This window comes from Corynebacterium atrinae, assembly GCF_030408455.1.
GTDB lineage: Bacteria > Actinomycetota > Actinomycetes > Mycobacteriales > Mycobacteriaceae > Corynebacterium > Corynebacterium atrinae.
In genome coordinates this window covers 2,247,393-2,266,196 of sequence record NZ_CP046977.1, presented here as the reverse complement: position 1 = coordinate 2,266,196, position 18,804 = coordinate 2,247,393, and the positions used below count along the sequence as shown (strand labels likewise).

22 protein-coding genes are annotated in these 18,804 nt (G+C 62.0%); 12 read left to right on the top strand and 10 right to left on the bottom strand.

The genetic code is table 11. The features are described from left to right. Positions 1-11: 11 nt before the first annotated feature. The 3 genes from CATRI_RS11160 to CATRI_RS11150 are packed head-to-tail and all read right to left on the bottom strand — an operon-like array spanning position 12 to position 675. Complete coding sequence (locus tag CATRI_RS11160; protein WP_290217584.1) at positions 12-188, bottom strand: hypothetical protein; 177 nt, start codon at positions 186-188, stop codon at positions 12-14. A 3-nt stretch (positions 189-191) separates the two neighbouring features. Further along, a complete protein-coding gene (locus CATRI_RS11155; protein WP_290217582.1) occupies positions 192-491 on the bottom strand; it encodes a BLUF domain-containing protein in 300 nt (99 codons plus the stop codon). Beyond that, positions 484-675, bottom strand: coding sequence for a hypothetical protein (locus CATRI_RS11150; RefSeq protein ID WP_290217580.1), 192 nt, complete (start codon positions 673-675; stop codon positions 484-486). Before CATRI_RS11150 ends, CATRI_RS11155 begins: the two co-directional genes overlap by 8 nt. A gap of 165 nt (positions 676-840) precedes the next feature. On the opposite strand from CATRI_RS11150, the gene trhA reads away from it, so the two are divergent. Then, positions 841-1,524: a PAQR family membrane homeostasis protein TrhA gene (trhA, locus tag CATRI_RS11145; RefSeq protein WP_290217578.1), complete on the top strand. Its 684-nt coding sequence runs from the start codon at positions 841-843 to the stop codon at positions 1,522-1,524. Here the strand turns inward: trhA and CATRI_RS11140 are convergent. Continuing rightward, complete coding sequence (locus tag CATRI_RS11140; protein WP_290217577.1) at positions 1,521-1,982, bottom strand: acetyltransferase; 462 nt, start codon at positions 1,980-1,982, stop codon at positions 1,521-1,523. The genes trhA and CATRI_RS11140 overlap by 4 nt on opposite strands. A 290-nt stretch (positions 1,983-2,272) precedes the next feature. On the opposite strand from CATRI_RS11140, the gene CATRI_RS11135 reads away from it, so the two are divergent. Further along, complete coding sequence (locus CATRI_RS11135; protein WP_290217575.1) at positions 2,273-3,598, top strand: HNH endonuclease signature motif containing protein; 1,326 nt, start codon at positions 2,273-2,275, stop codon at positions 3,596-3,598. A gap of 38 nt (positions 3,599-3,636) precedes the next feature. Here the strand turns inward: CATRI_RS11135 and CATRI_RS11130 are convergent, their stop codons facing one another. Next, positions 3,637-4,629, bottom strand: coding sequence for an acyl-CoA thioesterase (locus CATRI_RS11130; RefSeq protein ID WP_290217573.1), 993 nt, complete (start codon positions 4,627-4,629; stop codon positions 3,637-3,639). 34 nt (positions 4,630-4,663) lie between these two features. On the opposite strand from CATRI_RS11130, the gene CATRI_RS11125 reads away from it, so the two are divergent. Genes CATRI_RS11125 through purM form a run of 3 tightly spaced genes read left to right on the top strand, consistent with a single transcriptional unit; the run spans position 4,664 to position 7,672 of the window. Then, entirely contained in the window at positions 4,664-5,047 is a 384-nt protein-coding gene (locus CATRI_RS11125; RefSeq protein WP_290217570.1) for a sterol carrier family protein, read from the top strand. Positions 5,048-5,082: 35 nt separating this feature from the next. Continuing rightward, positions 5,083-6,570 carry an amidophosphoribosyltransferase gene (purF, locus tag CATRI_RS11120; protein ID WP_290217568.1) on the top strand — a complete coding sequence of 496 codons (1,488 nt, stop codon included), beginning with the start codon at positions 5,083-5,085 and terminating at the stop codon, positions 6,568-6,570. Between the two features lie 22 nt (positions 6,571-6,592). Further along, positions 6,593-7,672 (top strand): phosphoribosylformylglycinamidine cyclo-ligase, encoded by a 1,080-nt coding sequence (gene purM / locus CATRI_RS11115; protein ID WP_290217566.1) that lies wholly within the window; start codon positions 6,593-6,595, stop codon positions 7,670-7,672. An 84-nt stretch (positions 7,673-7,756) separates the two neighbouring features. On the opposite strand, the gene CATRI_RS11110 is transcribed toward purM, so the two are convergent. Continuing rightward, positions 7,757-7,987 carry a DUF3073 domain-containing protein gene (locus CATRI_RS11110; protein ID WP_290217564.1) on the bottom strand — a complete coding sequence of 77 codons (231 nt, stop codon included), beginning with the start codon at positions 7,985-7,987 and terminating at the stop codon, positions 7,757-7,759. Between the two features lie 210 nt (positions 7,988-8,197). After that, a complete protein-coding gene (gene ygfZ, locus CATRI_RS11105) occupies positions 8,198-9,280 on the bottom strand; it encodes a CAF17-like 4Fe-4S cluster assembly/insertion protein YgfZ (protein WP_290221155.1) in 1,083 nt (360 codons plus the stop codon). Between the two features lie 33 nt (positions 9,281-9,313). Between ygfZ and CATRI_RS11100 the strand changes: the two genes are divergently transcribed. After that, entirely contained in the window at positions 9,314-10,213 is a 900-nt protein-coding gene (locus CATRI_RS11100) for an aminodeoxychorismate lyase (RefSeq protein ID WP_290217562.1), read from the top strand. Here the strand turns inward: CATRI_RS11100 and CATRI_RS11095 are convergent. After that, positions 10,210-10,869: a heme-binding beta-barrel domain-containing protein gene (locus CATRI_RS11095; protein ID WP_290217560.1), complete on the bottom strand. Its 660-nt coding sequence runs from the start codon at positions 10,867-10,869 to the stop codon at positions 10,210-10,212. The genes CATRI_RS11100 and CATRI_RS11095 overlap by 4 nt on opposite strands. Before the next feature lie 40 nt (positions 10,870-10,909). Here CATRI_RS11095 and CATRI_RS11090 point away from each other — a divergent pair, with 40 nt between their 5' ends. Then, positions 10,910-11,947: a diacylglycerol/lipid kinase family protein gene (locus CATRI_RS11090; protein WP_290217559.1), complete on the top strand. Its 1,038-nt coding sequence runs from the start codon at positions 10,910-10,912 to the stop codon at positions 11,945-11,947. Here the strand turns inward: CATRI_RS11090 and CATRI_RS11085 are convergent. Next, positions 11,944-12,702: an LmeA family phospholipid-binding protein gene (locus tag CATRI_RS11085; RefSeq protein ID WP_290217556.1), complete on the bottom strand. Its 759-nt coding sequence runs from the start codon at positions 12,700-12,702 to the stop codon at positions 11,944-11,946. The two genes, CATRI_RS11090 and CATRI_RS11085, sit on opposite strands and share 4 nt — an antisense overlap. A gap of 34 nt (positions 12,703-12,736) precedes the next feature. On the opposite strand from CATRI_RS11085, the gene mshD reads away from it, so the two are divergent. The 5 genes from mshD (at position 12,737) to pstB (ending at position 17,995) form a co-directional block, all read left to right on the top strand. After that, on the top strand, positions 12,737-13,633 hold the full coding sequence (gene mshD / locus CATRI_RS11080) for a mycothiol synthase (protein WP_290217554.1): 897 nt from the start codon (positions 12,737-12,739) through the stop codon (positions 13,631-13,633). Between the two features lie 224 nt (positions 13,634-13,857). Further along, positions 13,858-14,976, top strand: a complete 1,119-nt coding sequence (pstS, locus tag CATRI_RS11075) for a phosphate ABC transporter substrate-binding protein PstS (RefSeq protein ID WP_290217552.1) — start codon at positions 13,858-13,860, stop codon at positions 14,974-14,976. Positions 14,977-15,172: 196 nt separating this feature from the next. Continuing rightward, positions 15,173-16,231, top strand: coding sequence for a phosphate ABC transporter permease subunit PstC (gene pstC, locus CATRI_RS11070; RefSeq protein WP_290217550.1), 1,059 nt, complete (start codon positions 15,173-15,175; stop codon positions 16,229-16,231). A gap of 15 nt (positions 16,232-16,246) precedes the next feature. Then, positions 16,247-17,173, top strand: a complete 927-nt coding sequence (gene pstA, locus CATRI_RS11065; protein WP_290217548.1) for a phosphate ABC transporter permease PstA — start codon at positions 16,247-16,249, stop codon at positions 17,171-17,173. A 48-nt stretch (positions 17,174-17,221) separates the two neighbouring features. Further along, entirely contained in the window at positions 17,222-17,995 is a 774-nt protein-coding gene (gene pstB, locus CATRI_RS11060) for a phosphate ABC transporter ATP-binding protein PstB (protein WP_290217546.1), read from the top strand. Positions 17,996-18,062: 67 nt separating this feature from the next. On the opposite strand, the gene phoU is transcribed toward pstB, so the two are convergent. After that, entirely contained in the window at positions 18,063-18,800 is a 738-nt protein-coding gene (phoU, locus tag CATRI_RS11055) for a phosphate signaling complex protein PhoU (protein ID WP_047253764.1), read from the bottom strand. Positions 18,801-18,804: the final 4 nt, after the last annotated feature.

Here is an 18,804-nt window from a genome sequence, read left to right as displayed (position 1 = left end):
TGAGCACAGCGTTAAGACGCCGGAACTCCGACCGCGTCCTCCGCCTCCCGAACCTTGATCCACAGCGAAAACTCCCGGATCGCCCGGGAAATAACGTCCTGATCATTCGACGTGGTGGCATCGGAAAAGCTATCTCGCATATCCGCGAGTGGGTGCTTTTTGGCGGGCTCCGGAATCCGGAATCCCATGCTCTAATTCGGAAACGATCGCGCCGCACCGGGTTCATCAATGATGACGCGAACGTCGGTGTGGCGAGAATCCCGTCCGATACTCTCCATCAACGAGCTAATGGCCTCAGGTGCCCCCTCGAGAAACTGCACGAAACGGAAATCGCGGTACAGGAGGAAACCCGTGATGCCGGCGTTCTCGTTGTGCGCGCGGGCACGGAATAGGATCTCTTCGAGCTCCACTTTGTTCGGTTTTCCGGCTGCAATGCTGGTGTAAACGAGGTAGCGCAAGGGTGTGTTTAGCTTTTCTCCTGGTTTATTCATGAATAGCTACTGCCCGGGCTGCGTCCTCGAAGCTGGTGTATTGGCCGAGTTTGTGGCTGCTGGTGTCGAAGGCTGAAAATGAAGAACTATCACTTCCACGCACATAGCCCACCACTGAACTTCCCGTGCTGGCAATGAAAAAGTCTTTCTCCACCTGAGACCAGATGACAGTTGGGTGATCCACGTACAAGCCTCCTCTCCTCCTCGATAAATGCCTTCTAGCTAATGTGTAGAGAATATCAGTGCGTTGAAAGGAGTGGCGATTGGGGCAGTTCAAGTCCTCGACTCGCTTTGATGCAGACACGACGCAGGCGTAGCGTTACGGTTCCGTAGCCTACGCTCCCGGAAGATGGTCCAAATGTATGTTGAGCTAACTCGAACAGTGCTGGACCGGGGTCCGCGCCCCGTCACCCGTGGTTGGTTTCATTTCTTCGCGGCGATCATGTCGGTGGTCGCCGGGTCGGTGCTGTCCACTGTCGCGTGGATGACCTTGCCCTGGTGGCAGGCCCTAGGTGTCAACGTCTATGCCGTTGGCGTCGTGGTCCTCTTTGGAGTGTCAGCCGCCTATCACCTTGGGCATTGGCGCAGTATCCGCACCGTAGCTTGGTGGCGACGGGCCGATCATGCCACCATCGCTGTCTTCATTGCCACCACCTATACGCCGCTGTGCCTGATCGTCCTGCCGCCGGCTCAAGCGGCTTGGATGCTCGGAGCCGCCTGGATCGGTGCCCTCGCCGGCGTGGTGCTCAACCTAGTGTGGATCGATCACCCACGCTGGCTGGCAGTGGTGGTCTATCTCGTTCTTGGCTGGCTCATCGTTCCTTTGATCCCACAGTTGTGGTCCTCGGCTGGCCCGGCGGTGGTGTGGCTGCTTTTCGCGGGCGGACTCATCTACTCGATCGGTGCTCTCATGTATGGGTTCCGCTGGCCCGGGCGAGATGCAAGGGTCATCGGCTATCACGAACACTTCCACGTCGCGACGATTGTCGCCGCAGCAATCCATCAGATCGCCGTCTGGATGGTCGTTGTCTAGCTCAACCTGGTGGGCGTGGAGATCCTCAAATGCAGGAGGGGATACGGGCGTCCCGCCTCGTCCGTATCACTGCGCCCAGTGACCTCGAACCCCGGATTGAGATAGAAGGCTGCCGCCAGTTCGTTCTGCTCGTTGACGTCGACGCTTAGGACGCCGAGTTCTTGGACCGCGTGGGCCAACAGTGCGGAGCCGGCCCCGGTGCCGCGCTCTTCGGCGGCGATAAACAGCATCTCCAGGTTGCCGTCGGCGACACCCGAGAATCCAATGGGGCACCCTTCGTGCTCGGCCACCCAGAGGTCAACCGCGGGAAAGTAGTCGGAAGCAAGCTTGTCTTCGATCGCATCTCGATCCTGCTCAGAGAGGAAATCGTGGCTCGCATCCACGGAACTCCGCCAGACTTTCACCAGCTCCGGGTACTCCGCTGCCCCAATGGTCGGGCGAATTTTCACTACAGGCACGACACACTCCCTGCTCACTCGGCTTTGTCCCATCCTATGACGGGGATGAAAATCGCAGTTGCTCACCGCCGACCGTGTAGTCGCACGCGGTAGCGAGTGACGATGCTTTCGACAGCATAGATCGAGATGGACGTAGGCATGCAGATGTGACCTGGTCAATTTGGGTGCACCTGGACTTCAAGCGCCGAGAATTCTTCCAAGAAAATTGCCCCTACCCCTTGCGTGGTTCGCTGCTGTGTTCTAACATTGTGGTTAGAACACGCAAGCGAAACTGTAGGGGGTGAACGCACGTGACCACAACCTTCGACGCCGACTACTCACCAGTAGAAGCATTCCTCAAACGGGCACTAGCCCTGGCCCAGTGCTACTACGCTGTCAGCTCACCAGATGATCCCGTTGCTCGCCGGGGAACACAGATGCGACGCGAGGACCACGAGTTGTGGCAATCAGTCCTGCCCGGTGATGATGACGACATCGACATCGTCCTCGGTAAGCTACGGCGCTCCCTAGGTCGTGGGGATCAGTACCTCATGTCCGCGATCAGCGCCCACCACCGCCTTAATGAGCTGCCCGCATTGAAGGAAGTCCAGGAGTTCTACTTCCATCTTGACCTCCCCCGGCTGAAGGTCATCGATAGTGTCCTCTGTAAAGCAGACACCACCGTGGCAGAGCATGTGGATCTCATTGATACCGAACTAGCTAAGTTCCTCACCCCTACCCGGGTGAATCAGATCCTTCCCACACCAGGAAAGATCAAACTGCGCCTTAATGCGATCATCACCATGCTCGATGAGTCGATCTCCTCCGAGGATCCCGCCCCACAACCGGTTGATAGTGTCTCGATCGTCTTCGATGACGGCCGAGGCTTCCTGCATGCTGATCTTGATGGGATCACAGCCCAAGAGATTGATCTTCGTATCCGCAAGTACGCGATCACTCATGGGGTCAGCCAGGCAGACGCCTTCGTGGCCTTGATGAGGGGTGAGGGGTCAACGAATGTCACGCTCAACATCTACCGAGCATCCGATATCCCGAATGCTCCAGCATGGGTCTCCGGGGTCGGCTACCTCACCGCCCAACAGACCGAGGATCTGCTCAACCGAGTTGATATCGAGATCGACTTGGACGCCATCGCCCAAAAGGTGTCGTCGGCGTATGCCACACCGGCAGATATCCGCTCCCTCGTCATCGGCTTTGATGGGTCGTGTGCGGTGGGTGGGTGTGATGCCCCGGCTCATCGAGCACAGATGGATCACCGGATTAATCATGCTGATGGTGGACCCACCACAGCATCAAACCTCGCCCCATTGTGTGTCAAGCACCATGCGATCAAGACAGACCGCCGGGTGACGTATGTGATGGATCCGGTGACGAGGCGGAAGTACTTCCTGTTTGATGATGGGTCCTGGGCAGAGTCCGAAGGTGATGGGCCACTAGCCCCCAGCGAAAGACGGTGGTTGCAGACGGTGTCCCAACGGATCCTCAAGCGCAGGGCGAGGATTAGGTCGGAGTCCCAAGCGCAAAAGAGAGAACAAGGCGAACCGGAGAAACCACCACCACCACCGCCCCGCGAACGTCCTAGCTGCTCCGAATGGGGACGCCCTCTTGAAAGGTGACGGCCCAGGCGGCTACTAGTGCTTCCCGCTATCAGCCACTAATCCACGTGCAGCGGCCGGCTCAGAGGAATTAGGGGAGTAGGTGCGTACTCGGAACGGAGCTTGCGCAGCGTGCTGGCATGCTCCGCTAGACGGACGTCTTCGGTGGTACGGGGAATGAACTGGCGGGCGGGAAGAGCAACGCCATCGTCGTCCGTCGCGAGGTAGGTGATGGTGGCATGAATGGCAGTTTGCAAGGCACTTCGACCTCCGCGGGGATTCCCGGAGCGCACGTGCACGGACATCTGCATCGAACGGGAATCGGTGCGCATCATTCGGGCGTCGACTTCGATGAGATCTCCAATGGAAATGGGACGGTAGAAGCGAATGCCACCGGCGTAGACGGCGACGGTGTGCTCGCCGGACCACTCCATCGTGCAGGCCGCACCGGCCTCATCGATCCATTCCATAGCGGTGCCGCCGTGAACCTTGCCTCCCCAGTTAATGTCGGTTGGTTTAGCTAGGAAGCGGTTGATCAGTCGTGGAGCTTCGGACGGGCCGTCGTAAGTTTGCTCCTCCATTTCGGCCTCGATGGCCTTGCGGAGATCGATGCGGGAGACGGCGGCGTCGAGAACTCGGCGTTCCTCATCGGTCTCGGGAATGAACTCGGGTACGGCCTGAGTCTTTCCGGTGGCGGTGTCCTTGGCCACGAAGATGACGAGGCAATCGCAGGCGCGGGTGAATACGCCCTCGCGGGGATCGGCGGAGAACACCTCGTTGACGATGTGCATGGATGAACGGCCCGTCATCGCGATGCTGGAGCGAACCTCGACCATGTGGCCGGACGGGATCGGGCGATTGAAATGAATATGACCCACGTATGCGGTCACGCAATAAGTCGATGACCATTGCACGGCGCATGCGTAGGCCGCCTTATCGATCCATTCGAGAACTCGCCCGCCGCTGACTCCGTGATTACCGCGCATGAGTACGTCTGTCGGTGCGGCCAGGAAGCGCAGAGTGAGCTTGGGAGATTTCATCGTATGAGACATGGGATCAAGACTACCGACACTAGGATTGACCACCATGAGAAGCTCCGTTGACCCCGCCGAGACCCGTGCCGCCGTCGAGGCGGTGGGGGCGTGGATTGTCGACCCCGCGGGCGTCGAAAAGCCTTCCCGTGCAATGCTTGCCGACGCCGTCCGTCGTACCGTCCGCACCCTCGCGCAGGATGCGCCGGGGCATGCCGTCGAGGTGCGGGTGCCGCCGTTTGTGGCGGTGCAATGCATCGACGGGCCCGCGCATACGCGCGGGACTCCGCCGAATGTCGTCGAGTGCGATCCGCTCACCTGGTTGCAGTTGGCCACGGGGGTAGTGCTTTTCGACGCCGCCGTGGCGGATGGTCGCGTCGATGCCTCCGGGTCGCGGGCGGCAGAAGTTGCGAAGTGGCTGCCAATCATTAGTCAGTGACCGGGTTCCATACTAAGGTTGGGCACGTGGTATTCATGGATCCCTCCAGGGCCGACTTCGATGACCAAGGTGAGACCGAGCCCCGTGAGGAATGCGGGGTTTTCGGAGTCTGGGCTCCCGGCGAGGAAGTGGCCAAGCTGACCTATTTCGGACTGTTTGCCCTGCAACACCGCGGCCAGGAGGCAGCCGGTATCGCGGTGGGCGATGGTGAGCGCATCGTGGTGTTCAAAGACATGGGTCTGGTGTCGCAGATCTTTGATGAAAGCTCGCTGGACGCTCTGCAAGGCAACGTAGCGATCGGGCACACTCGTTATTCCACCGCCGGGGGTAAGAAGTGGGAAAACGTCCAGCCGATGTTCCGCACTTCCCCCGATGGGACGGATGTGGCTCTGGGGCACAACGGCAACCTCATTAATTATGTGGAGCTGCATGATGAAGCTGCGGAACGTGGCCTCATCGATCCTGCGGTCGTCTCCTCCGATACGGCCGCTATTACGGCGCTGCTGGCGGAAGACGTGGCGGAGGGTCGTTCGGTTCTCGACGCCGCTCGGGCCCTGCTGCCCCGCGTTAAGGGTGCCTTCTGTTTGACCTTTACGGATGGGCATACGTTGTACGCGGCTCGTGATCCCCAGGGCGTGCGGCCGTTGGTGTTGGGGCGTCTTGACCGGGGATGGGTCGTTGCTTCCGAGACGTGTGCGCTGGACATCGTTGGTGCCGCCTTCGTCCGTGAGATCGAGCCCGGTGAGCTGGTGGCTATTGACGAATCCGGGGTGCGGACCATCCGCTTCGCCGAGACCGATCACAAGGGTTGCATCTTCGAGTACGTCTACCTTGCCCGCCCGGATTCGGTGATCCGTGGGCGTTCGGTCAATGCGACGCGCATTGAGATTGGTCGCCGTCTGGCTCGTGAGTTCCCGGCCGACGGTGACATCGTCATTCCGGTGCCCGAGTCTGGAAACCCGGCCGCCGTTGGTTACGCCCGGGAGTCCGGGATTCCGTTCGGCCAGGGCCTGGTGAAGAATGCCTACGTCGGGCGCACGTTCATTCAGCCGTCGCAGACCCTGCGCCAGCTGGGTATTCGCCTCAAGCTCAACCCGCTGCGCGAGGTCATCGCTGGCAAGAAGCTCATCGTGGTCGATGATTCGATCGTGCGCGGCAACACGCAGCGCGCCCTGATCCGCATGCTGCGGGAGGCGGGCGCGGCGGAGGTGCACGTTCGCATCGCCTCGCCGCCGGTGAAGTGGCCCTGTTTCTATGGCATCGACTTTGCTTCGCCGGGTGAGCTCATCGCCAACGCCGTGACCGGCAGCGATGATAACGAGGCGGCGGTGGTCGAATCGATCCGTAGTGCGATCGGTGCGGATTCCCTTGGCTTCGTCTCCATCGAGGAGATGGTGGAAGCCACGGAGCAGGCGTCCGATCAGTTGTGCCGCGCCTGCTTCGATGGCAAGTACCCGTTGGGGCTTCCCCAAGGAAACCCCAACGCGGAGCTGGTTGATAATCTGCTCAAGGCCCAGAATTAAACACGAAAGAGACACGAGACTTATGAGCGAGAACCAGGGTAACAACGGCCAGGGTGCGTCCTACGAGGCCGCCGGCGTCTCCATCGAAGCCGGTGACCGTGCCGTTGAGCTATTCGCTCCGCTGGCGAAGAAGGCCACCCGCCCCGAAGTCCGGGGCAGCCTGGGTGGCTTCGCCGGCCTCTTTGCGTTGGGCAAGTACAAGGAGCCCCTGTTGGCGGCGGGTTCCGACGGCGTGGGTACCAAGCTGGCTGTGGCCCAAGCGATGGGCAAACACGACACGATTGGCATCGATCTGGTAGCCATGTGCGTGGATGACCTGGTCGTCTGCGGTGCTGAGCCGTTGTTCTTGCAGGACTACATCGCTATCGGCAAGGTTGTCCCCGAGCATGTCGCCGAAATCGTCTCTGGCATTGCCGAAGGCTGTATCCAGGCCGGTTGTGCCCTCCTCGGTGGCGAAACCGCGGAGCACCCTGGCCTCATGGCTGAAGGGGAGTACGACGTCTCCGCCACGGCGGTCGGCATCGTCGAAGCGGATGAGCTGTTAGGTCCGGATCGGGTCCGCGCCGGTGATGTCATCATCGGCATGGCCTCCTCGGGCCTGCACTCCAATGGTTACTCGCTGGCTCGCTACGTCCTCTTGGAAAAGGCTGGCCTGCCGCTCGATGGCTACGTTGAGGAACTGGGCCGCACACTGGGCGAGGAAATGCTCGAGCCCACCCGCATCTACGCCAAGGATTGCCTGGCACTCGCGGCGGAGTGCGAAGTGCGCACCTTCTGCCACGTCACCGGTGGTGGCTTGGCCGGCAACATGGTCCGCATCATGCCCGAAGGTGTCGTCGCGGAGATGAACCGTGGCACGTGGACGCCGGCGCAGATCTTCCGCACCATCGCTGACCTGGGCAAGGTATCGCGCGAGGAGATGGAAAAGACCTTCAACATGGGTGTCGGAATGGTCGCCGTAGTGTCACCGCAGGACCGCGATCGCGCGCTCGCCATGCTGGCCGCTCGTCACATCGACGCCTGGGTGCTTGGCGAGGTCCGTCCAGCCGGTGAAGGGGAGAACGAGCGCGTCAACCTCATCGGCGAGCACCCCGGCTTCTAAGCGCACACCACAAACGCCGCACCCTCCCAGGAAAGGGGAGAGGGTGCGGCGTTGGTGGAAAAGCGTGCTGAGCCAGACAGGCTATCAGCGAGCGCGGCGTGAAGGTGCGCTCACATCTTCCTCGTCATCGGACCAGTGTGCGTAGTCGACGTACTGGTCGTCGTCGGAATAGTCTTCGTCATCATCGGAAGAGGATTGACGAGGGCTCTGCGTGGAAAGCTCTCGCTGGAGCGAGTCCAGATCCATCTCGGGCGTGTTGTACTTGAGCTGGCGTGCAACCTTGGTCTGCTTTGCCTTCGCGCGACCGCGTCCCATGGCCTGACCCCCTTGAGGTATGTGAGGGCAATCCAGGGAATTCGGATGCCCCATCGGCTTTACGTCTGTGTGTATTCCTGTAGAACACAATAGCCTGTACCAACGTAAAAGTCCTCACCGCACCCCTGAGCTGCCATTCTGGTAGATCTATAAGGAAATACAGATGATGGGTGCGTCGATAATGGGGTGAGCCGGGGGTAAACGAGAGAGCTAGGAATCGCCACGCAATCGGTTGATTGCCGCGCGGCCCGCCTGCTCGTTTTCCTCGACGGGAAGAGAGGTGGGGTCGATGAGGGCGGCGACATCACCGATGCGGAGCTCACCACCCAGGGCACTGCGCTTGACGAGGGCCAACGCAATGGGTCCGAAGTCGTGATCGTGAACCACCGTGCCCAGGCGGCCGATCGTGCGGCCACCACTAGCGGTGGTGATATCAGCGCCGGGGGCGGGCAAGGTGGGGGCGGAGCCGTCGAGTTGCAGCATGACCAACACGCGAGGGGAGCGTCCGAGGTTTTCTACGCGGGCGACGGTTTCTTGCCCGCGGTAACAGCCCTTTTCCAGGTGAACGGCACCGGGGGAGGTGCCGCGGCCGATCCAGGCGGGAACCTCATGGGGAATGGATTTGTGGTCCAAGTCGGCGGCGAGCTCGGGCTCCAGGGCACGGACGCGGGCAGCAGTAAACGTCATGAGGCCAGCCAGCTGGTAACCGCTGGCCAGCAGCTCCTCCACCACCGAGACGAGGGAGGAACGCTCCACCAACAGGTCTCGCCTACCAACGGGCCAAGCCACCTCGCGGAAGGCGAGGACGGCGGGGGGTAGGGGGACGTCGATAAGCGGTGCGAGGAGAGTGAGAACGGCGACGTCCGCCGCATCGACCGTGACCTGCGACCAGAAGATCATCTTTTGCAGGAACGGCAGAAGGGTGGCCGCCTGGGCGGAAGGGAGATCGAGGTAGAAATCCTCGCCCACGCGAAGGACGTCCGCGTGGTGGAGGACGTGACCCTGGATGTCCAGGTCGAGGGCGGCGGCGGCGAAGCCGGGCGGGACGTCGTCAAGCTTTTGGGAGAGCAGATTATTAAGGAATACCGCGGCGTCCGCGCCGCTGACCCGGATCACCCCCCGGTGGGAGCGATCGATCACGACCGCGCCGCGCTGCTCGCCCAGCGGATCGCCGTAATGCCATGCGACACCTGCGGAATCGACGGAGGAATCGGGCCCCTGGGCGGGGGCGGCGCCGGGGTAGTCGAGGAGGGGGGAACGATAAGTTGCGGAGTCAGAGGTCACACTCGCGATGGTAGCGCGTGAAACCAGGCATAATCGAAGGTCATGAAGTCCTCTGCCCCGATTATCTATGTCATCGAGCCCTTTGGGGGGTCCATTCGGCGGCATAATCCCACGCTACCGATGGTGTACTGGGACGACGCCGCCGTCACTCGCGGCGACGGAGTGTTTGAGACGTTGCTGGTGCGGCAGGGGCGGGCAGCTAACTTCGACCGTCACATGAGCCGCTTCCGGAGTTCTGCCGAACTCATGGACTTGCCCGACCCTGGGGTAGCTCAGTGGGCGGAGGCGACGGCGGCGGCGGTGGCGGAATGGACCGCCCAGTCCACCGAGGACGCCCGTTGTGTGTGGACGTACACGCGCGGCCGCGAATCCACCGGCATTCCCTCGGCCTGGCTGACGGTGCGCGGCATCGACGAGCAGGTAGTGGCCCAGCGCGAGACGGGCATCAAAGTCATGACGGCTCACCGCGGTTACTCTCTCCATACGGAAGATTCGGATGAGCCTCCAGCGCCCTGGCTCATCGTCGGAGCGAAGACGCTGAGCTACGCCGCTAACATGGCCGCCCAGCGCTACGCCCGCGCGCAAGGTTTCGACGACGTCATCTACCTCGACCCGGAATCAGGGAAGGTTCTTGAGGGCGCCACCTCGACCGTGGTCACCGTCCGCAAGGGCGGCAAACTCCGCACACCGACGCCCGGCCCGGACATTCTGCCCGGCACCACCCAAGCGGCACTCTTCGACTACGCCGAGCGCCACGACTGGCGGTGCAAAACCAAGGACATCACCTTAGAAAGGCTTTACGACGCCGAGTCGGTCTGGCTCGTCAGCTCCGTCCGGGTGGCCACGCGCATCACCCAGTTGGATGGCGTGAAGCTCCCAGTGCCCAGCCCCAAACACGAGGCTGAGATCCGGGAGCTCATGGATAAAGCGTTGGGCCGCTAGCCGGCCACGCGATGCAGCTGCGCCGACATCCGCGGGTGCATCTGACCATCCACTAGGCGCTCATCCACCCAGCCGAGGTCGTTGTTGGGCATAAGGCCGTAGAGGCGCTTGCCCGGGCCGAGGGATTCGGGGCCGGTGGAGGTGACCATCGTAGAGGCGGATTCCAGCTGCCAGGCGCGCTCGTTGAGGGGCTCGCCGTAGAAAATTTCGACAACTCCCGCAGAATTCGTGCACGTCACCTCGATCTCGTCGCTGAGGGAAATGCGCCAGAATCCGGACTCCCGGTGGTCGGCGCCAACGGGCTCGCCTTCTTCGTTGAGCTTCCAAATGCGGGACTCGTAGGTGAGGTAGTTCTCGCCGTCATGGGCGAAGATGATCTGCTGGCCGAAGGCGTACTGGCCATCGGGGGTATCTGCCTGACCTTCGCCTCGCCACACACCAACGAGGGGCAATAGGGCGAGGAGCCCATCGTGCAAGTTCGGACCATAGCGCAGGTTAGCGGTGTCATCGCCGACGGGGATCTCGCCAAGATCCAGGGCTGGAATGTTGCGCTGGCTCGTCGTCTTCGACTGCTCGGCGGCGAGGTTAACGGCGTCACTACCGCTCAAAGTGTCGGCCGGGGAGTTCGGGGGTGTGTCTTCGTGCTCTTGAGTCATGCGCCCCAGCCTAGTAGTTGTCCAGCTAGGCTGACTCACCGTGCGCGTCTTGCTGATTATGAACCCGAATTCGACCACCCAGACGGATGGCCTCTTTCGGCGTATCATTCCTCAGCTGCGTTCGGTACGGGGGCTGCGCGTGCGGGGAGTGTTCACTCACCACGCCGGGCACGCGGAAGAGATCTGCCGGGGCCTGACCCGCGCGGAATGGGACCTGGTGTTGGCGGTCGGTGGGGACGGGACCGTCAACGAGGTAATTAACGGGCTGCTGGGCCCCGCGGGTTCAGGCACTCCCACCCCGCAGACGCTGCCGGCAGTTGCGGTCATTCCCACCGGTTCGGCCAATGTCTTCGCGCGTGCCCTGGGATTCCCGCCGGACCCCGTCGCCGCGACAACGATGCTGGTCACGCTCCTGCGCGCGGATCTACGGCGCACGATCTACCTGGGCACGTGGAACGAGCGCTGGTTTGCCGTCAACGCTGGCTTTGGTATCGATGCCGACGTGATCGCCCGCGTCGATGAGGCCCGCCGCCTGGGTTTCGCCGCTACCCCCTTGCGCTATCTGAACACGGCCACCCAGGTGTGGATGCGTGCGCGCCGTCAACCGCCCCGCATCGACGTGGTAGCCACCGATGCCAAGGGACAGCGGCTAGAGCTCAACGACGTGCCGATGTTCGTTGCTTCCAACACCAACCCGTGGACGTTCCTTGGGCCACTGCCGGTAGTGACTAATCCGCGTAACTCCTTCGAGCACGGTCTCGGCTTGTTCGGGATCACCGATACGCGCGGATTCCGGGGGATCCTGAGCATGCTGCATCTGGTCGGATTTGGGCATCGCCGGGTGATCGGGGACTGGTTGGAAAAGCGCACGGTCCGCTTCGATGACGTCACCCAGGTAACCATGTCCTGCCCCACCAAGCAGCGCTTTCAAGCCGACGGGGAGTACGCGGGCGAGTTCCAACGCGCAGAACTCTCCTCACATGCCGATGCCCTAGAAGTCTTCGCCCCGCGCGAAGCCTATCCCGTCAGCTCACGCACGTGGCGCCGGGTGCTCCGCGACTTCATTCGGGTGCATTAATCTTTGTCGCTGTCCACCGCGATCGGGGAGAGCCCGCGCATTTGCACCTTGACGTTGTGCTGTTCTGCCTGGAAGTAGATGGAACCGCCGCCGAGGGCGACCGAGGCGGCGCGCCCGCCCAGCGGAAGCTTGAGGGTATCCAGTGAGTACGTGAAGGCCTCGAGTATGTCGTCTTCGCGGCCGACGGGGGCGTCGACAAGCTCAATGGGGGTCATGTAAAACATCGACCCCTCCAGCCGCAGGTCGACGATGACAGTGGCGGGCTCGGTGAAGCCGGGGGGAGTGCCGATGAGCTGGGCTTCCGCTTCCGTGCCGCCGGCGGGCGAGATGTTATACGGATTGGAAATATCGAGGTCCGTCATATCGATGAGTTGCCCGAGAGCTACCCCATCGAGGCTGATCGACCGCGAGCGCTTCTCCGCCTTCGATCCCGAGATATCGCCCGAGAGAACCTGGCCGGGCGAGACCGCGATCTTCTCATAGCGAGTTGCTACGTTGATCATGCCCAAACCTTCGACATCGACGTCGAGCGCACGGGCCTCCACATAGGGAATTTCGTCGGTGACCAACGCTGACAGGTAGGGCACACCGCCGACGTACACCGGGGGGTTTGTCTCCAGGTTCGCGGCGTTTTCCACGGCGAAGGAAATCCGCCGCTCGACGCGACTAGCAGCGACGGTGTCGACCAGCCACAATCCGCCGAGAATCACCGCCAGAGCGGTGAGGAGAATAAGGGGCAGACGAGGTATCGACACCTCTCTATATCTACCAGCGCCTACCCTGTATCTCATGTTCATTGAGACGCTTCGCCTGCCCGACCACCCCGACCTCGCCGCCCGCGTCCGCGACCTCGCCGATCGGGCCACCGAGATCGACGGGGTGGCACCTCTGTCGGAGCAGTTCCTGCTCGGGCTTATCGACGCCCGCCTGGGTCACCTCCACCACGTCGCCGTCGACGAGGAGGAGGTGCTCGGCGTCGCCGCCTTCGACGGCTCCGCCTTCGAGATGGTGGTGGACCCCGCTCGGCGGCGCGCAGGCGTGGGTGCAGCCCTGCTGACCTCGGCGGGGGAAGCAGACGTGTGGGCGCACGGTGACCTCCCGGCGGCGCAGGCACTTGCAGCGGCCTTCGATCGGGTGCCCACGCGGCGCCTGCTGGTGATGGCGGTGGAAGGCGAGGCCCTGGCAACGGTGGCCTCTTACCAGGGTCGCGACGACGTCTACCCCCTCAACCTGGAAGAATCTATCGCCAAATGGGGACGCGACGACGTCGAAGCGAAGTGGCTAGCGGCGAACAATGACGCGTTTTCCTGGCATCCCGAGCAGGGCGGCTGGGATCGCTCTCGGCTCAGCCGCGCGCAGGAAGCGGAGTGGTTCTCGCCGCGCGACGTGCTGTTCTTGTGGACCCCCGACGGGCAGATGGCCGGCTTCCACTGGACCAAGTGGCACACGGAAGTCTCACCGGCCTTCGGCGAGGTTTACGTGGTGGGTTTGTCCTCCGAGTTCCGCGGGCGCGGCTTGGGTGACCCCCTCCTACGTGTCGGGCTGGAGCACCTGGCGGGCAAGGGAGCGGATCGGGTCGTCCTATACGTGGAAGCTGATAACGAGGCAGCAGTAAAGGCCTACGATCACCTCGGCTTTGACGTTGTCGAAGCGCATGTGGTCTACTCCGTACCCCAATCCGCGTGACGCGTATCTCAGAAAAGCGTCCGCGACAAGAAAGTTATTCTGAATCTTGCGAAGTGTTAACGATCCGTTCATCTGATCAGGTCCTTGGGTTAACCGACGCCCTTTAGGTTTGTTCTCTGTGAGCAACTGACAGGTTCCCCGGCTGAAAATTGTCGGGGATTTCCACTGTGATCACAGCCACGCTCGGACTACTACCAACTGATCTTGACCGGAAAGGTTCCCCCGTGACCCGCAACTTCAAGCGCACTGCAGCCGTCATCGGCCTCGTTGCTGCCGGCTCCGCCGCCCTCGTCGCCTGCTCTGAATCTGAAAGCGGTACTTCCGGCGCTGGCTCTGCCACCGGTGGCGCCCCCGTGGAAGGCCTGTCGGGTGCTTCCGGCCAGCTCGTCGCCGAGGGCGCATCCTCGCAGCAAAACGCGATGGACTACTTCAACGTGAAGTACCAGGGTGCTACCAACAACGCTGCCTCCCTCGCCTACACCCCGTCCGGTTCCGGCTCGGGCCGCACCAACTTCATTGGCGGCCAAGTTAAGTTCGCTGGCTCTGACTCCCCGCTGTCCGCAGATCAGGTTGGCCCGGCAGCTGAGCGCTGCGGTGGCAACGACGCTTGGCACCTGCCCTTCGTTATCGGTCCGGTTGCAATCGCCTTTAACCTCGACGGTGTGGATGACGTAAATCTGTCTATCCCGACTGTCGCCAAGATCTTCAAGGGCGAGATCAACAAGTGGAACGATCCGGCTATCGCCGCTGAGAACGAGGGCGTTGAGCTCCCCGACACCGCCATTTCCGTGGTTTACCGCTCCGATGAGTCCGGCACCTCTGATAACTTCCAGAAGTTCCTCAAGGCTGCGGCTCCCGAGGAGTGGGACACCACCGGTCAGCAGTTCCCCTCCGCCGTGGGCGAGGGTGCTAACGGCTCCAACGGTGTGACCACTCAGGTCGGCCAGATCGATGGCGGCATCACCTACGTCGAGTCCGGCTTCGCCACTCAGCAGGAACTTGGCATCGCCAACCTTGATTTCGGGTCCGGTCCCGTCGAGCTGAGCACCGACTCCGTTGGTATCGCACTGGACAACCTGGAGTTCAAGTCCACCGGACACGACATGGTCGTCGACACCGAGGCTCTCTTCGGTTCCACCGACGCTGGCTCCTACCCGCTGATTCTGACCACCTACGAGATCGTCTGCTCCGCTGGCTACGACGAGAACACCTCCAACCAGGTCAAGGACTTCCTGACGGTCGCTCTGGCAAACCAGGACGAGGGGCTGGCTGACCTGGGCTACATCCCGGTCACCGGCACCCACCACGATCGTCTGGTCGAGGCTGTCGAGGCTATTCAGTAAGTTCGCCTCTGGCCGGACATAGCGGGACGTGAACCGCTGCCCCGGCCAGGTGGAGAAGGCACTGCAAGCTTGGTCCCTCTCCACCACGTCGCAGCCCCCGATAGCGTTCACTTTCGCACTCGGGGGCGCTGGCGCGTCACTTACCAGGTGCCCCGCCATCTCCTTCCCCGCTCCAATTCAAAGGAATCTGTGCCTCATGGCAAGCAACCGTCCGACCGCGGATGAGCAGGTGACCAGCTCCGAGCAATCGGCAGTCCCACATACCGTGGCCACCCTCGGCAACTCCTCCCAACCAGATGCCCCCATCGTCAAAGATGGAGGCGGAGTCAAGCGTCCCGGCGACCGGCTCTTCGAGTTCCTCGCCACCTCCTCTGCCACCCTGATCACCGTCATCATCGCGGCAATCGGCGCCTTCCTGGTTTGGCGGGCCGTTCCTTCTCTCAACCGCAACGCGGATGGTTGGCTCGGCTTCTTCACCTACTCCGGCCAGTGGAATACCTCCAACACCGAGGCGATGCAGTTCGGTATCCCGAACCTCTTCGCCGTCACCGTGCTTATCTCAGTGGTCGCGCTGCTCATTGCAATGCCCGTTGCCCTGGGTATCGCGGTGTTCCTTTCCAATTACGCGCCGCGCCGGATGGTCAAGCCGCTCGGATATTTGGTGGATATGCTGGCCGCCGTCCCTTCGATTGTCTACGGCCTCTGGGGCTGGCAGGTGCTCGGCCCGGCGCTGCAGAAGTTCTACGAATGGATCCACAGTTGGGGTGGGGGCTTCTTCCTCTTCACCACCTACGCCAACTCTCCCTCGTTCGCGACCGGCCGCAACATCATGACCGGTGGCATCGTCCTCGCAGTGATGATCCTCCCGGTTATCGCCGCCACGGCACGCGAGGTGTTCATCCAGACCCCCAAGGGCCAGGTCGAAGCTGCCCTGGCTTTGGGCGCGACCCGGTGGGAAGTTGTCCGCATGACGGTCCTGCCCTTTGGCCTGTCCGGATACATCTCCGGATCCATGCTCGGCCTGGGGCGCGCGCTCGGTGAGACTATGGCGCTCTACATGGTTGTCTCGCCCTCCTCGGCCTTCCGGTTCTCTCTGTTTGATGGCGGCACGACCTTCGCTACCGCGATCGCTAACGCTGCCCCCGAGTTCAACGACGATATCCGCGCTGGCGCGTACATCGCCGCGGGTCTGGTGCTGTTCCTCCTGACCTTCGTGGTGAACTCCATTGCCCGATCGATCGTCTCGAAGAAGTAGGCGGAGGAAAACACCATGACTAGCAACGTCGATACACTCACCCCGGGCTCGAACCAGCTCGGTTCCGTCAGCTCCTTCTCGCACATCTCGCAGGGGCGCAAGACCACCAACACCATCGCGACCGTGCTGGTGTACGCCACCATGGCCATCGCCATGATCCCGCTGATCTGGGTGCTGTGGGAAGTCATCTCCCGCGGTATTTCCCCGCTGCTCACGCTCGACTGGTGGACCCGCTCCCAGCAGGGCGTCATGTACCACAACCCCGGCGGCGGTGCCCTCCACGCTATCCAGGGAACCTTGATCCAGACGGGAATCACCTCCGTCCTGTCCATCCCGATTGGCATCTTCACCGCGATCTACCTGGTGGAGTACTCCAACGGCAATCGTCTGGGCCGCATTACCACCTTCATGGTGGACATCCTCACCGGTGTCCCCTCGATCGTGGCCGCGCTCTTCGTCTTCACCACCTGGATCACGCTGTTCGGGTTCCAGCGCTCTGGCATGGCCGTGTCCTTGTCGCTGGTGATCCTCATGGTTCCAGTCATCATCCGCAACACCGAAGAAATGCTCCGCGTCGTCCCCATGGACCTGCGGGAAGCGTCCTACGCGCTGGGTGTGCCCAAGTGGAAGACCATCGTGAAAATCGTCCTCCCGACGGCATTGTCGGGCATCGTCACCGGTGTCATGCTGGCCATCGCCCGCGTCATGGGCGAGTCCGCACCGGTCCTTATTCTCGTGGGATCCAGTCAGGCCCTCAACCCGGACCCCTTCAATGGTCCGATGTCCTCGCTGCCCCTCATGATGCTGGACATGTACAAGGCCGGTACCTCCCCGGCAGTCCTGGACAAGCTCTGGGGTGCTGCCCTCACCTTGGTCCTCATCATCGCGCTGCTCAACATTGGCGCCCGCGTTATTTCCGCGAAGTTCTCGGTCAAGCAGTAGCGCGACCGCACCCCAAGACTCGAAGCACAAGTTCACAGGAGTTAGACGATGTCCAAGCTTGCACTCAATGACGTCAACATCTACTACGGCGACTTTCACGCCGTGCAGAGCGTCAACATGCAGATCCCGGCTCAGGCCGTGACTGCCTTCATCGGCCCCTCGGGGTGCGGTAAGTCCACCGTCCTTCGTTCCATCAACCGCATGCACGAGGTCATCCCCGGCGCTTACGTCAAGGGAGAGATCCTTCTCGACGGCGAGGACATCTACGGGTCCAAGGTCGATCCAGTATCCGTGCGCAACACCATCGGCATGGTGTTCCAGAAGGCGAACCCCTTCCCGACCATGTCCATCGAAGACAACGTAGTCGCCGGCCTCCGCCTCTCGGGCGAGAAGAACAAGAAGAAGCTCAAGGAGGTCGCCGAGAAGTCACTCCGCGGCGCGAACCTGTGGGAAGAGGTCAAAGACCGTCTGGATAAGCCCGGCGGCGGTCTCTCCGGCGGGCAGCAGCAGCGTCTGTGCATCGCCCGCGCGATCGCCGTAGAGCCGGAAGTACTCCTCATGGACGAGCCCTGCTCGGCTCTGGACCCGATTTCCACCCTGGCAGTCGAAGACCTCATTCACGAGCTCAAGGAGGACTTCACCATCGTCATCGTGACGCACAACATGCAGCAGGCTGCCCGCGTCTCTGACAAGACCGCCTTCTACTCCCTCGAGGCCACCGGTAAGCCGGGCCGACTCGTGGAGTTCGGGGACACGAAGAAGATCTTCGAGAACCCGGATCAGAAAGAGACCGAGGACTACATCGCTGGCCGCTTCGGATAAAGCGCCCTACAAAAGACCCGCCCGGCGAACTGCTTGTTAGTTCGCCGGGCGGGTCTTTTGTGGAGTTTTACTGGCGACGCCGCGAAAACTGCCGCTCCAACTCCGCGAAGCGCTGCGCCATATCCGCCTCCGCGCGGTCGCTTTCCTTCTTAGCCAAGTATTGCTCCGGCATGAGGCCGGAAGAGAGGTAGACAATGCGAGCGGCGACGTTGACGCAGTGATCGGCGTATCGCTCGTAGTAGCGGGCCAGCAGGGCGACGTCGACAGCCTCCCGGGTAGAGTGCGCCCATTCACGCTGGGTGAGCAGGGTGAGCATGTACTCGTTGAGGTCATCCACGGCGTCATCATCTTCGGCGAGGACTAGCGCCACGTCGGCGTTGGGGTCAACGAGGATGTCGCGGGTCTTGGTGGCCATCTCCGAGACGAGGCGGGCCATCTCTTGGAAGTAACCCACCGTCTCCTGGGGGATGGCCAGGGAGGGGTGGCGGCGGCGCGCAGCTTTGGCGATGTGCATTGCCAGGGCTGCCATGCGCTGGAAATCCTCCACGATGTAGATGGAGGAGACAACCTGGCGGAGATCGCGGGCGACGGGGCCCTCAAGGGCGAGGAGCTGCACGGCGCGCTCTTCCGATCGAACCCGCAGTTCTTCAAGGGCATCGGCGGAAGACAGGGCGTCCTCAGCGGACTCCAGTGATCCCCTGAGCAGCGCGTCCGAGGCATTAGACATGATGGAATGTACCGAATCGCACATGATGATGAGATCATGGGCGAAGTTGTCTAGGTGCTCTCGAAAGGCGATGCGCATGCGT